Source organism: Rhizobium sp. WCS2018Hpa-16 (assembly GCF_031843705.1).
Classification (GTDB): domain Bacteria; phylum Pseudomonadota; class Alphaproteobacteria; order Rhizobiales; family Rhizobiaceae; genus Agrobacterium; species Agrobacterium tumefaciens_C.
Window position 1 is genome coordinate 631,710 of sequence record NZ_JAVTIX010000003.1, and the last position, 13,259, is coordinate 644,968.

General features: G+C 53.6%; 13 protein-coding genes. 6 read left to right on the forward strand and 7 right to left on the reverse strand.

What is annotated here, in order from left to right; translation table 11 throughout:
• Positions 1-622 precede the first annotated feature (622 nt).
• Complete coding sequence (locus tag RQI55_RS14045; protein WP_042618972.1) at positions 623-1,372, reverse strand: CPBP family intramembrane glutamic endopeptidase; 750 nt, start codon at positions 1,370-1,372, stop codon at positions 623-625.
• Positions 1,373-1,411: 39 nt separating this feature from the next.
• Positions 1,412-1,810 (reverse strand): DNA breaking-rejoining protein, encoded by a 399-nt coding sequence (locus RQI55_RS14050; protein WP_042618971.1) that lies wholly within the window; start codon positions 1,808-1,810, stop codon positions 1,412-1,414.
• 267 nt (positions 1,811-2,077) lie between these two features.
• Between RQI55_RS14050 and RQI55_RS14055 the strand changes: the two genes are divergently transcribed.
• The 3 genes from RQI55_RS14055 to RQI55_RS14065 all read left to right on the forward strand — a co-directional run bounded on the left by RQI55_RS14055 (position 2,078) and on the right by RQI55_RS14065 (position 4,337).
• Positions 2,078-2,767 (forward strand): hypothetical protein, encoded by a 690-nt coding sequence (locus RQI55_RS14055; RefSeq protein ID WP_042618970.1) that lies wholly within the window; start codon positions 2,078-2,080, stop codon positions 2,765-2,767.
• 273 nt (positions 2,768-3,040) lie between these two features.
• On the forward strand, positions 3,041-4,021 hold the full coding sequence (locus RQI55_RS14060; RefSeq protein WP_042618969.1) for a 3'-5' exonuclease: 981 nt from the start codon (positions 3,041-3,043) through the stop codon (positions 4,019-4,021).
• 169 nt (positions 4,022-4,190) lie between these two features.
• A complete protein-coding gene (locus RQI55_RS14065) occupies positions 4,191-4,337 on the forward strand; it encodes a DUF1127 domain-containing protein (protein WP_311272888.1) in 147 nt (48 codons plus the stop codon).
• 440 nt (positions 4,338-4,777) lie between these two features.
• Here the strand turns inward: RQI55_RS14065 and RQI55_RS14070 are convergent, their stop codons facing one another.
• From RQI55_RS14070 to RQI55_RS14085, 4 genes are all read right to left on the reverse strand, one after another.
• Positions 4,778-6,673 carry a bifunctional diguanylate cyclase/phosphodiesterase gene (locus tag RQI55_RS14070; RefSeq protein WP_311272889.1) on the reverse strand — a complete coding sequence of 632 codons (1,896 nt, stop codon included), beginning with the start codon at positions 6,671-6,673 and terminating at the stop codon, positions 4,778-4,780.
• Between the two features lie 5 nt (positions 6,674-6,678).
• Complete coding sequence (locus RQI55_RS14075; RefSeq protein ID WP_311272890.1) at positions 6,679-7,170, reverse strand: oxidoreductase; 492 nt, start codon at positions 7,168-7,170, stop codon at positions 6,679-6,681.
• A 235-nt stretch (positions 7,171-7,405) separates the two neighbouring features.
• Positions 7,406-7,570 (reverse strand): hypothetical protein, encoded by a 165-nt coding sequence (locus RQI55_RS14080; protein WP_192064501.1) that lies wholly within the window; start codon positions 7,568-7,570, stop codon positions 7,406-7,408.
• Positions 7,571-7,789: 219 nt separating this feature from the next.
• Positions 7,790-8,305: a cupin gene (locus RQI55_RS14085; RefSeq protein WP_311272891.1), complete on the reverse strand. Its 516-nt coding sequence runs from the start codon at positions 8,303-8,305 to the stop codon at positions 7,790-7,792.
• Positions 8,306-8,468: 163 nt separating this feature from the next.
• Between RQI55_RS14085 and RQI55_RS14090 the strand changes: the two genes are divergently transcribed.
• A complete protein-coding gene (locus RQI55_RS14090; protein WP_311272892.1) occupies positions 8,469-8,777 on the forward strand; it encodes a hypothetical protein in 309 nt (102 codons plus the stop codon).
• Positions 8,778-8,801: 24 nt separating this feature from the next.
• Here RQI55_RS14090 and RQI55_RS14095 read toward each other — a convergent pair whose 3' ends face one another.
• On the reverse strand, positions 8,802-9,041 hold the full coding sequence (locus RQI55_RS14095) for a BrnA antitoxin family protein (protein ID WP_311272894.1): 240 nt from the start codon (positions 9,039-9,041) through the stop codon (positions 8,802-8,804).
• A 554-nt stretch (positions 9,042-9,595) separates the two neighbouring features.
• On the opposite strand from RQI55_RS14095, the gene RQI55_RS14100 reads away from it, so the two are divergent.
• Positions 9,596-10,219 (forward strand): hypothetical protein, encoded by a 624-nt coding sequence (locus RQI55_RS14100; RefSeq protein WP_311272895.1) that lies wholly within the window; start codon positions 9,596-9,598, stop codon positions 10,217-10,219.
• Positions 10,216-12,126, forward strand: a complete 1,911-nt coding sequence (locus RQI55_RS14105) for a caspase domain-containing protein (protein ID WP_409233729.1) — start codon at positions 10,216-10,218, stop codon at positions 12,124-12,126. The genes RQI55_RS14100 and RQI55_RS14105 overlap by 4 nt, the downstream gene beginning before the upstream one ends.
• The last annotated feature ends 1,133 nt before the right edge of the window (positions 12,127-13,259 follow it).

Below are 13,259 nucleotides of genomic sequence, written 5' to 3' on the forward strand. Positions count from 1 at the left end.
CCCCGTCCGCAACGCTAGTCGCGAACCACACGCCTGAACGCTCCCGACGAGTCGAACCTGCACTCGAATGTGGTGACCCTCGAACCTTCTGGAGGGAACTGCCCATAGACGGTGAAGCCGCCGCCTGTTCTTTCGACCGGAAGGGTCAGTATGTCCTGAGGTCTGCGGCCGAAAGTGGACGAAGCCTCACCCTGGCAGAACTTGCCCATGTTTCCGACAGAGACTCGCTGCCTTGATGTCGTCTCGACAGACCGTTCGGGCGGCGGCGAGTAGGTATTGCCTCGGAATGGAAAATCCGGTCGCTCGCCGCGAGAGTTCGGGCATTCGTAGCTTAGAGAGAACCAAGTCACCGGCCCCGGAATACTGTCACCCAGTAAACCGCCCGCGTGGCTTTCACTAAAGAGGACATGGTAGTCACCTCCGCAGACACGCTGGGCTTCTTCGATGCATGCACCGCTGTTGCCCTTGCACTTCGTCTGGTGGACATCGTTCGCCTGAGCGGGCAGGGCGGATAGCAAGACCATACCAGTGAGAGATATCGCAACTTTTCGCATTTCCTATTCCTCCTTTTGAATGCCAGTAAGCGAAGATCTGGTGTGAGATGACAGCCGTCAGATTGCTCCTACGCCTCCGGATTGATCGGCACATGGCCGAGTTCGAGCACGAAGATGAAGCCTGCCCAGTCGTTGATGATATGGGCGCCCGCCGAGACCCAGAGGTTTCTGGTGGTGATGTAAGCGAGCGTGAGGATGATGCGAGCAGACCCGACCCCGATTAGGGACTGCGCCCAATGCCATTCGTAGGTCGGCAGGTGCGCTGCTCCAAAGAGTAGTCCCGAGACAACGAGGGCGATCAGGATCCCCAACTTCCGTGACAAGTGCAGATGCTTCACGCAAAGCCAGAGCACCGCAAGGAAGGGCAATATCCCGAAAAGCTCCTCACCTAGCAGTTGAATGCCGGTGGCAATGAATGCCTCACCGATCTGCACCGCCGACATAACTGCAATCTCGTCTGCGACCGGATTGGAGTGCAGCTCGAAAAACCGTTGCAAAACCCACCCGACCGCCATTGACCCCACAAGTGTGGCTAAGCCGAATAGCAGCATGAGTGCAAAAGATCGAAGATGCAGCGGACGGAAAAGACAGCTCCAGTGTTGTCCGGCCACGACCCTCAGAGCCAGGAGTGGAATGCCGACGAAAAGCAGCGTCGGCACTAGATTATAAGGGAAACTGCGCAGCGGAATAAGGGTGAGCGCCAGAAGTGCGACCAGAACCGAAGCAATAATAATTAGCCAGCCCGTCCCTTCAATCTCGACGGGCGCGCCGTCGTAGAAGGGGAAATCCTCCTTGGATAAAGCCATTGAAGCTTTCATGCTGTACCCCCCATTATCGCCCCTCGACGTCTGGATCGCCTATTCGACGTAGAGTGTCAGGTCGTAGCTGGCAGACTCGCTTCTGCGGGCCGCATTGCGCATGAGATAAACATCGATGAGATATTTGCCACTTGAAGGGATCGTGATGGTTGTCCCGTTGCCGTCGATCGAACTGTTGTACATTGCCGCATCCGCACCCGGTGCGGTCACATTAAAATACAGGCTGGAATTTTTGGAATCGAGCTGGACGCTCATTTTCTGGCCAGCCGTGACAGACAGCGAGTATTGGACGGTCTGATAGCCCCTCACGGAAGACTTGATGGTGGAGCTGGACGATCCCGGGGCGAAATGGACAACTTCGCGTCTCGTATCATCCGCGAAAGATGGCACGGCAGTTAGAAGGGCTGCACTCAGTATCAGGCTTTGCATGATCCTCATCGATGGGCTCCTCAGATCTTATGTTAACAGCAAGTGATTTTCAACGCATGCATCCCGAAATCGTTGCGAGGGTTCATTGTCCCTCAAACTCCGGTCCCGTCCCAGGGGCATTCCCGCTTTTACTTTGATCGACAATAGAATCAGTCAAGAGTATGCCTGCGAACTTATAAACGGTAAGAACTTGAAGCACTGCCACCGTGACGTAGGCGGCTCTCGCTGTTAAGAGAGCGGACTTACAGGTCTGCGACTGATGGGAGGAAACGGCCTTTGGACTTCATGAAACTGTTGAAGTCGCTCGAAGAACTACTCTACGAGCTGGTGTCATGGCTGGTGTTCTATCCTGTGACCATGTGGCGCTCCATCGTCAGGCCGCTGGAGATGATGCGCTACGCGGACACCGAATTGGCAGACAATCCGGAAGACCAGTACGATGACACCCTCAGTCCACCGTTGTTCCTGTTGATCACTCTGCTTCTTTCGCAAGGGCTCTCGAGTGCGCTGCCGTCGATCTACGATTCTGCAGCCGCAGCCAAGGAGCTGGGTTCTGCATCTAACCTTCTGATTGCGCGAGGAGTGATTTTTGGGATTTTTCCCTTGTGCATGGCCGTGACGCTGCTGCGGTCTAAGAACATCAGGATCACACGCAACTCGCTTCGTCCGCCATTCTTCAGCCAATGCTATGTTGCCGCTCCCTTCGCATTCGTCCTTGTCCTCGGTTTCGATTTCGTCAGCATGCCCCGAGAGGAGGGTGCGCTCGCTGGTCTCATTACGATCATCGTCGCCATGATATGGTATGCGCAGGCTCAGGTTCGGTGGTTTATTCACGATCTGGGAATGGGCCGGGCAAGAGCAGTCTTCGTCTTCTTCGGCGCATTTCTATTTGCCACAATCGCAGCCTTCGTTATTGCACTGCTGATCACTCTTGATGCCAAAAGCATTGCCGCTGCGCCAGGGTGAGGCGCGATGTCCACCATACCGGAAGTTAGCGGAAAGCAACTCAACGTCGCCGGAGCGGATACCTCGATATACCAGCCTTTTCGTCCGAAAAGGAAACCTTCAATGGCTGGACTGTTTGCGTCGGAACGCCCCAAGAACTGTCACTGCAGTGAAACTGCTAAGTTGTGAGCCTTGCCAGCCAGGATGGCTGACATCGCAAATCACCAAGAAGGTTGATCTGCAGAGCGTGCCGTGTTTGAAGATGGTAAATTAGCGGCGGGCTTTGGGACGAGAATGGCAGAACAGTTTGACATGTTTTCGGAGCAGGCTCCGCGAGAGCAGGTAGTGAGGCGTGACGCCTTCAAATCCGCCAAGGTCGGAAAACATGCCATCCCGATGAGCGAAGAAGACATGGTCCGTCATCTGTCGGAGACAGGCCGCTACCGAATCCTGCAAAAACTGATGCCACGTGCAATTTCACCAGTCCTGCGTCCGGAATACCCGCTCAAGGGGATCATTCTCGACACTGAGACCACGGGCCTTAGCTCGCGCAAGGATGAGATCATCGAGATTGGCGTGATCGCTTTCACATTCGATGCGACAGGAGGCATCGGTGACGTGACTGGAATCTATGGAGGGCTTCGGCAGCCGTCCGTCTCCATCCCCGCCGAAATCACAAGGCTTACCGGTATCACCGATGATATGGTGGCCGGGCAGTCAATCGATATGGCTGCGTTGCAGGCGCTGATCGAACCAGCGGATCTGTTGATCGCCCACAATGCCGGTTTTGACCGGCCATTCTGCGAGGCGTTTTCTGATTTGTTCTCCGGTAAGGCTTGGGCTTGCTCCAACTCCGAAATCGACTGGACTTCACGCGGATATGAGGGCACCAAGCTCGGCTATCTCATCGGGCAGGCGGGTTACTTCCATGAGGGTCATCGGGCTGTCGATGATTGCTTTGCACTCTTGGAGGTTCTGGCTCGCGAGGCGGCGGGGTCGGTATCCACTGCTTTCGCCGAGCTCTATGAGGCAAGCCAGAGGTCGCGTGTCCGGATCTTTGCCGAGAACAGTCCCTTCGATATGAAGGATCACTTGAAAGCGCGAGGTTATCGCTGGTCCGACGGAAGCGACGGCCGTCCCAAATCCTGGTGGATTGAGGTTGGAGAAGAGGCAATCGATGAAGAGCTTCGCTATCTCAGAAACGAAATCTACCGCTATCCCGACGCTGATCCACCAACCAGACGCCTCACTGCCTTCGACCGGTTCCGGGCCTGATAGCCCCTTGAACTCATCCCGGATTTGAACCTATGCCTTCAGCGCATGGCCGACCTGAGAGCTTGTGCCTTATCGGCAGGTGAGCAAAGGCCTATATTCCAATCATCGAAACGACGTTGGAACCGAAGCAAGGTTGCTGGCGTCAAGAGACCTCACGAAGGGGATCATCATGAACGTAGCACGCTCTTTTAACAACTGGCGCAAGTACCGTCAGACCGTTTCCGAACTTGGCCGCATGAGCTCACGCGAACTGCAGGACCTCGGCATCAACCGCGCCGATATCCAAAGCGTTGCCCGTCAATCGGTTCGTCGCTAAGAGCCCGCTTCTCGGCCTTACTGAATAACACTACGCCCGCTGATGACGCGGGCGTTTCTGTACCTGGACTGCAACGAAGGCCTGAGTCGCAGATTTCTCTCGTCATGAGGAGGCCGTGCATTTGTCGCATGGCTGCAGTGCGACAACGTCTATTTAATGTGCGAGGAAAACGGGTATCTTGTGTCCATCGAAGCGATGCACCTCCTCCCGCAGAGCTTCGAATTCAGACGGCCCACTCCTCCTCCCAGGGCACGTCTGTCGGAACAGCGGCACTCCTCCTCCCAGTCGCTGTTCGGTTCTTTTCGAAAAGCCTGCCGCACCTCCTCCCGCGGCAGGCTTTTTCGTTTTGCGGCTGATCAGAGCTCATCCTGAACGTTTGCCAAGCCGAAAACTGACCGAGAAAACATAGCATAAAAATTCAGCCATCTTACTGGCTGAACCTAAGCGCCACGCATCACGGTCTCTGGAGCTAATTTTTCACGCGCTATACGTGACAGACTGGCTGTCCCCGTGAGCGGCCTATCAAAGAGATAGCCTTGGCCCTGATGACTTCCTGCAGACAGGACAATTTCGCGGTGCTCCGTTGTTTCAATGCCTTCTGCAACAATTGTAAGCTTCAGTCGGTGGGCAAGATCGCATGTGCCAGCAATAATCGCGATGCCTTCCTCGCGTTGGGTAGCACCCCGAAGGAAGGATTGGTCGATCTTGATTTTGTCAAATGGGAAGCGACGCAAATAGCTGAGTGAAGCATAACCGGTACCAAAATCGTCCAGAGAAATACGACAGCCCATCAGCCTGAGTTGATGGAGGACTGAAAGGGCACGTTCGTCATTCTCGATTAAGGTGCTCTCCGTGATTTCGATTTCAAGTCTATGCGGTAGAACATTATATCTGGTTAGGCATGCACGTGTTTGTAGCACGAGCGAAGGGTCTGTAAGTTGTGAAGCAGATACGTTGACAGCAATAAAGGTATCGTTCGGCAGAAGAGCTGCCTGCTGGCAGGCAGCCTCTATAACCCATGATCCGATTGGGCCAATCTGCCCACTTTCTTCAGCTATTGGAATAAATTCTGAAGGAGAGATCAAACCAAGACCAGCATGTTGCCAGCGCAAGAGCGCCTCAAATCCGCGGGTTTCGTTTGTGGCAAGATCGACAATGGGTTGAAAGAGCAGAAACAGCTCGTTTTTTTCAATGGCAGTGCCCAAATCGTTTTGGAGGCAACGCCAGCGTGTGAGCTTCTTGTTCATATCTGGATGGAAGACCATGAATTGGTTGCGCCCAGCATTTTTAGCCTCATAGAGCGCAATGTCGGCTTGGCTGAACAGCGCCGAGCCTTCATCATGGTTCATCGACGTGGAACTGACACCAAGGCTAACCGTCGAACGTATGACCCTTCCATCGATTTCAAAGGGCGCGTGGACTTCAAGCAAAATGCGTTCGCAGCATTTCACAGCTTCACTCAAAGCGTCGGATCCATCATACAGGATTGCAAATTCGTCGCCGCCAATACGTGCGACAACAGCAGCGCCTGCGCAGGCCGTGCTTAGGCGGCGGGACAGTTCGACGAGCAATTGATCTCCAGAGCCATGGCCTAGTGTGTCGTTCACAATCTTGAAGTGATCGACGTCGAGCACGATCATCGCCTGAACGGCATCCGACTTTTTAGAGATCGAAATGCTGAAACCTCTTCGATTTGTAATTCCAGTGAGCGAATCTCTCCGTAGGACCCGGTCCAATTTTCCGTTTTGGCGGAAAACGAAAGCCAGAAGACCCGCGCCAAAAGCCGCAAATGTCATTGTCACGAAGCAGATCGTCGCAAATATGATGCCGAGCTGACTTTGATTCCTCTGAATCTCATCACCAACGCTAGCATGCGACAGAGACCCCAAGCGCAAGACGGGAGCGATGAACGGCTGAAGCTGCGAAACGCCGTTACGCATTGCTGACGCTGAGAAAGGCTCAGCAGCCAAAGGTTTAAGCGAAACGACCACGTCGTGAAGCTGCTTAATCATGGTTTCTTGCTTGAGCTTGTTACCAGACGACCCGGCTGTCAAAACGCCAAGACGGTTGGTGAGAATACTCAGGCGAAACGATACGTCGCTAATATCTCCAGATTCATCACTCTGTTCTAAAGCCAATTGAAGTCGCAGCAATTCAACAGCGGTCTGGCCGAGATCGAAGGTGCTGTTGTATCGCGACGCTTCAATGATATGTCGCTGATAGCTGAACGCAAGGATAGAACCGACCACCGCGATCAGTGCAAGTATCGCTGTTACAAGTGTCAGGCCCACCTTGAGACGTCTATGTCGAATAGGAAGTTCAATCGTCTCACGCATTCGCTTCATAGGATATTGATTTCGGCTAGTTGCCAGACAGCACGGCTGTAGTAGCTCTGATGTTGCAATTCGGGGCGGCTATCGAAAGGAAAGATAAGAAAAATCGGGCCCTTGTCGCTAACGGGCATGATGTTTCCGTTCTGGCGGGTAGCGAGAAGAGCGTCAGCTGCCTGGAGCTCTGAAAGGCTTGCCTCAACGACGTAGTCGTTAAGAGCAATGAGTTGTAGCTTTGTGCCGCTGAGTTTCAGGCCAGCAAGACAATCCCGCAAAGTTACACCGCTAAATTCAGTCACACCCTTATGCCAAGGCGTCGATGTAGCAAAAGACGTCTTTGGCATCGCGTCCATCGCGGCGAGGTCAAGCACAAAGGATCTATTCTCGCCCGATATGGACCCGTTTATCTTGAGTATGGGCTGGCCAGAATAGGCATCTCTCGTTGTAGAAAGCCCGCTAAGTGCAAGGGCGGAATAGAGCATAAATTGACGGCGATTTTGCATGGAAAGGCCTCAGTTCGACAACGTGAGACAATATCAGTTATTCCTTGCAGATCTATGATGCCTAACACCGCGATCAAAGTGTGTTTAATATTCTGCTAATGCGGCATTCCTATTTATTGCATGACTTAGCGGTGATCATCCATTCTAAGTTCAAAAATTGAATCAGCTGTTGAAGGTAATATTCCTTCAAAGGCCTGAAACGAAAATCCAGCCCTGAAACAGTGCACCGCTTGCCTTACTTCGCCTGTCCAAGGTCTTTCAGCAAAGCCTCAATTTCCTGCGAAACAGGCACATCAGGCGGGCGGTCCAGCTTGGCGCGCTGGCGGTAGGATGGGCTCTTCACATACCAGTCGATCAAGGCTGATGCCACTTCCACCGCTCTTTCGTCGGTTTTGCTCACGTCGTTTTCCTCACACCAGGCGGTGTGAAAACGGTCAATTTCTTCAAGGTCTTGAGAAGAAAGCAGGGGAAGAGCAGCGTTATCAACGCGAGGATCCATTTTGCACCGCATATGAGAAACTAAGCCAGTTGAAGACAACAAGTTTGATCGCCGTTTGTTCCGTCAGCCCATCACCCATCTTCATGATAGCACCGTGCAAACCCCTTAATTGCCAGCCAATCAAGGCCGCATCTCGCTACCAGCCGTAGCCCGCCACAGCGCGTTTAACCCACCAGATGACGCCAGAACAGGATCACTGTCTGGCTTGGGCAGCGCCGCAATCGTGGCCAGCATCGCCGCTGTCGGCGAAGCGCGCTGAATATCGGCACTTTGTCCGGGCGGATAGGCGCCAACAACCTGAAACTCTGGCGAGCTCTCAATGTTGCGATGCCCCGTTCCGGCAGGCAGTATCAGGCAGTCCCCCTGGCTCACATCCAGCACAGGCCCATCCGGTCCGCCAATTTGAAGCTTGGCGCCCCCACGCCCAATGCCCAGAACCTCATGCGCATGGCTGTGATAGTGGTGATAATCGAAAACGCCGTTGCGCCAAATGCCCGTCCACCCGCAGGCAGCAAAGACAGCCTCAAAGTCAGCAGAGCCACCGGCCAAATCAATCTGCCGGTAGATAATCACGGGAAAGTTCGGGTTGTTCGGCACCCAGTCGCTTTCGGGCAACATAAAATGCTCAGTCCGCATGTCGCATCCTCACCCCATCAGCCTTCGCAACGGCATCGCCTGCCACAGATAACCATCAAAGCGTGATGCGGTTCGATCACATGCAAAATGAAATGAAAGCCATCGCGAGTTTCCGCCCCACCCAGGGTTGACGTATCAGGCGCGACTGGCATTTTCATGAAGCATGAGCCAGACGACAGATATCATTGGCGAACTTGTCCGAGATGCCAACCGCATGGAGCGCCTTGATGCGTCCCATAAGCGCCACATGTTGCAGCGCGTCGTGGAAACCATAGAAGATTTGCGCGAAGCTGCAGGCATTCCCAAAGGCCCCGGCCACGATATCCTTGCAGATATCAAGACAACCGCATCAGCGGCAGAGCAGGGCTTGGCTGATGATGCGCAGCTACGAGAAACGTTTCTGCTAGCCGCGGGAATGATCCGAGACCTGCACATCGTCCTGGATAGCGGCACAAAGGTCTCCCTCGTCTAAAACCAGAAACGACCTGCCGCCGCCTCAAGCCTCCTTGTCGTCTGCCGCCAACATAGTGGCCCGCAGAACATCATTCATCCGCTCCTGCCAGCCGGGGCCATCTTCTTGAAAATGCGCCAGAACATCGCTGTCAATCTTGATGCTCACCAGTTCCTTGGTCCCGGGAATAGCCCGTTTCTCCACGGCAGGTGCCGCGACCTTCTTTGGCGCAGAAAACAACGCTTCAGCTGCGTCTCGTGGGTTTAGCGGTCTGCGGGGTGCCATGGGGTGCTTTCTAACGGTTGGTGAGGGCGCAAGCCAGCGAGTCAGAGGCGGTTGCGTTCTTGCTAGTATCGTCCGGCGGGTGCCTCTCGGCAAGGTGATTGTTTTTTCGTGAGTTCGGGGATGAAGCCGAAGCCGTGTAAATTATTGGGTCGTGGGTTTAATTTCTCGCGGACGCGATTTTTGTTTTTTGATCGGGACGGAAGATCGGAGCAGGTGTTAGATTGGTGCATAGACGCGTCCGCTTTGGAAGGCATCCTGCCCCTACAAGATGGTGCCCGATTTGCGGACGGAGGCAGATTGGCGGCTTACGGGTCTCCTATCGTGAACAACAGCCCTTTGTCTGGCCGGGTCAGGTGAAGAAAATCAACGTATCTATTCCATAGTCCTATATAAGCTTTACTTGGAAATAGTGCGGCTCACAGAGACTTTGAAGAGGCTTAGCCAATACGCGTTTAGCGCGCAGATAGTCTTAGAATCTTCAAGTCCACAGCGTTGTTCAAAGATCGTTTCACGACTATATGAGGGGGACATCTATACAACCAAGAGTCCTCCAAGTGACGCCATTCAGATACCGAAGCCGCATCAAGGAATTTAGCGAGGCCTTCACCACACAAGTTGCGGCCGGGCTGCAGAAGCGGCGCGAAGAACTAATCTCGCCCCGGAATTCGCAGAAGTTCTCGCACGGTCGAATGTGGAAGACAAAGCCCACGGAACACGGTGACGAGGCTGGCGAAATGCGAGCGCACTCGTTCGAATTCTCGTCCCGCTTTGACGACGTCGTCAACCACGACCTTGCCAAGTTCGTTGAGGCGAGAAACCGTTTGGTCGAGGGGCTGATGAGGCAATTCGAAGCTTCCCTCTACCAGACTATCAGTCAGTCAACCGAGAAATCGGGAAATACAGTTGCCTTGAGCGCGGGGCAATCTCTTGCCGAGGGCTTTCTAGCCGTTCTGGAAAAGATCGAATTCGGAATTGACGAGAATGGCGAGGTCAGTTTCCCGCAATTTCACATAGGACGAGAGAGCTTCAAAAAGACTATCGCCGATCTCGAAGCGCAGGGACCCGAGTTCACTAATCGTGTCGAACAAGTGAAGGCCGAGAAGTCCGAACTCGCGAGACAGCGGGAACGAGAGCGACTTGCGAAATTTCCTGCGGCTTGGAAAGGAGACTTTTGTTGAGAGTGCTGATCGCCATCGGCTGTGATACCTACGACAATCCGCCCCTACTGCCACTTGCGGGAGCGGAGAACGACGCCGCGACAATCTTCGAGCACCTCGTTGCTAAGAACTGGGGGGAGTACGATCAGGTGCAGTCGAAGCTGCTGCTGTCACCGACGATGGCGGCGGTGCGATCAACCATCGAATTGGCGCTTTTCTCCGGCCCACCCATTGAGGAACTCACGTTTTTCTTTGCCGGACACGGTGGCGTGAAGGACAACGGTTACTATCTTTGCCTGAAGGATACCGACGTTAGCCGTATGTCGCTGAGCGCCCTGTCAATGACACAGCTTTTTGGCTGGATAACTGAGGCGAAAATCCGTCACACCAACTTGATTGTCGATGCGTGCCACGCGGGCGGAGTCGTCCGTGATATAGGCGTCCTCCTCAACCCCAACGTCATTGGGAAGGCCGGATCACTGGCTATTTCGATCTTGGCGGCGGCGAGTTCCGACGAATATGCAGGGGAGTCAGATGGAGCCGGGCACTGCACAAGCGCGCTTATGTCGTGCCTGAAAGGAGAAACGCCCGTTCAAACAACCCGACCGTCGCTTGACCTAGTTGAAGTTGGACAAGTCGTATCAAGGGCGATGCAGGGTACCGGCCAGTCCCCAGTCTCTTGGGGGATCAATCTCTTCGGCATTTCGCAGCTGGCGAAGAATCCGCGCTTTTCCGGAGGTATTTCACATATCAGCGAGACGTTCCCTGCTCTGGCTTCGGACGGCGCAGGCAACGAGCATATCCGCGCCGCTTCGGATGCAATATGGGAACAGTATCTATCGCTTACCAGAGAGTTTGATGCCGAGCAGTTTCTGGATGTCCTCCAGCCAGTATGCGCGACTTTGGAGGAACAGCCTGCGGTAGCTGCCGCCTTCATACTTGGGCTGTCCGCGACCTTTGGCGCCCGCATTGCCGTAACTGGCGATCACTTCGACGTAGCTAGGCTCCAGTCGGCGTGTGCGGTCGCGCTTCTGCCAATGGCTGCGTCCAGCACGCACTGCGCCGATGCCATCATGCAATTGTCGGAAGGCATCGTTGCGTCGATCTGCGAAGCGACCGATGAGCTTTTGGCTGATTTTGACGATAATACCTATGCGTTGCTTTCTAAGGACGGCGGCATCGCTGACTATTACTTCCTACCGCTGCGGCTGATGAGCATTCTGGGTTGGCTTGGTGCCGCGGTCCACATTCAGTCCACCTCCGGCGGGAGCACGGTGGTGATCGCCTCGAAGGCGGCCGACTTAGTGCGCCTAATAATGGCGCACTACAGTAATTCCGTCGTGCCAGTGTCCGACGAGTTGACGCCTTACTACGTGTGTTTCGCGGCTGCTGCCGATGCCTTGGGCTGCGAGGAAGAGTTGGAAACGATTTCTGGTCTGCTGCTCACGATTCTTCATCAACGAGGCGGGTGGGTTGCCGATCCGAGGCTGAGTGGCGCGGACGCGCTACGGTTTTTGACTGCCGTGACTGAGGAACGTGGTGATGACTTCCAGAACATTTTGGCCAACCCGACAAGCCTCTTGCCAGCAGTTCTTCTGGTCATGGACCGTAGAGGGCTGGCTGATACCGCCGACGGTGCGATGATGGGCTTCGACCACATGAACATAAACATCTTTGTCCCCGACGACTTCAGCACATTCGGAAAAGGCTTTATCAACAACGGTACGAACTTCTCGCTGAAGGTAGGCCACTCCGTGTTCAGCGTCAGTGATCTTGTCGCCGAATGGTCCAAAATCGAAGGGCAACTGAATGCCGACACGATACTGACATCTCCTGCGGTCCGGATTGCCAGCGTTCTTGCTTCACTTCTGCGTCCAGATCGCGTGGCATGGTTTCTCTTCGCCGACCAAGCCGCGAGGCCGACCTAATCGGTCAAAGTCATTTCTACTTCAGAAAACAACTGTGCGAAAACCTACGAGGCCTGCTGCATTTGGTGCGCTCGGCTGAGTTCCAACTTTTCGTAACTATCAATTCACCGTTTTCGTCTGCTGTTTGGGAGTTTTCCAATTCGGATTAGAATGGCTAGAATGATGGCGCAAAACGGTCGGACCGATGTCTTCACCACGATGACCACTTCGGGCCAATGGTGATCTTAGGCGAACTGCGATTGTATTGGCCGCATTTGTTCGTGACATGCAGGCGGTCTTCTTTTTGTTTTTCTTCATGAATACGCAGATTGCCTCGGAACGCAGTTCAGGATGGGCTAGCTTTGACTAGGATTGAGTTAGGAAAATATTCACAAAAGTCTTTACTGCAAGACGATATTCCGCTATCGTCTTTCTCGATCAATTGCCGCTCTGGTACTCCAGGTGGGAAGTGAAGCGGGGATAAGCGTGGTGGAAAGACGCAAGCCATCACGATTGTTTTCTGGGTCGATCAGGAGAGAGCGAGATGGCAGTTGAATGGGGTTGAATTGGCACTAAGGTGAATGTGAGCAAAAGGCATTGATAGCAGGCAGGAGTTAAACCGACGCGCAGGGCCCGTGTGTCGGCATAGTGGATGATGGAATGATCGGGGCGCTGAAAGGTGCCACATAGAATACAATTTCGAGGCAGCTTCCAGCGCCCCGTTGAAATGGCTCGTCGGCTTTCATGCTTGATGGGCAAAGAATGGTCTTAACGTGGGCTCTTTGAGTTCCGCGAACGCGAATTTATATCTCTCGAAGAGAAAGGTGGTTTATCACGGGAATCAACTCACTAAAAAAATATAAAATCTAAATTTCTTTTGCTGCATATATAAAAATATATTTGCGGAACGGCTTGGTATGGAAAAATATACTATTGACCGAGAATTTGATTTCCGGCCAACCCGTAGCCATGCGTGATTTTATATGAATCAACTCAAATAAGCGCAGAAACCGGCTGAAAACCGCTAAAATCGAGGGAGATTGGAAGATGGATGAGAACTGCAGCGGGAAAATGTGGGAGGATTTGAGCGCAAAACCGAGCGGTATCTAGATTATAGTAACAGTATCATGATACTGTTACTATAATCTAGATAC

What these genes read in the sequence shown, in the direction of transcription:
- RQI55_RS14070 (WP_311272889.1), bottom strand. Translation starts at nt 6,673, where the DNA reads ATGCGTGAGACGATTGAACTTCCTATTCGACATAGACGTCTCAAGGTG.
- RQI55_RS14085 (WP_311272891.1), bottom strand. Translation starts at nt 8,305, where the DNA reads ATGCGGACTGAGCATTTTATGTTGCCCGAAAGCGACTGGGTGCCGAAC.
- RQI55_RS14045 (WP_042618972.1), bottom strand. Translation starts at nt 1,372, where the DNA reads ATGAAAGCTTCAATGGCTTTATCCAAGGAGGATTTCCCCTTCTACGAC.
- RQI55_RS14050 (WP_042618971.1), bottom strand. Translation starts at nt 1,810, where the DNA reads ATGAGGATCATGCAAAGCCTGATACTGAGTGCAGCCCTTCTAACTGCC.
- RQI55_RS14060 (WP_042618969.1), top strand. Translation starts at nt 3,041, where the DNA reads ATGGCAGAACAGTTTGACATGTTTTCGGAGCAGGCTCCGCGAGAGCAG.
- RQI55_RS14090 (WP_311272892.1), top strand. Translation starts at nt 8,469, where the DNA reads ATGAGCCAGACGACAGATATCATTGGCGAACTTGTCCGAGATGCCAAC.
- RQI55_RS14095 (WP_311272894.1), bottom strand. Translation starts at nt 9,041, where the DNA reads ATGGCACCCCGCAGACCGCTAAACCCACGAGACGCAGCTGAAGCGTTG.
- RQI55_RS14075 (WP_311272890.1), bottom strand. Translation starts at nt 7,170, where the DNA reads ATGCAAAATCGCCGTCAATTTATGCTCTATTCCGCCCTTGCACTTAGC.
- RQI55_RS14065 (WP_311272888.1), top strand. Translation starts at nt 4,191, where the DNA reads ATGAACGTAGCACGCTCTTTTAACAACTGGCGCAAGTACCGTCAGACC.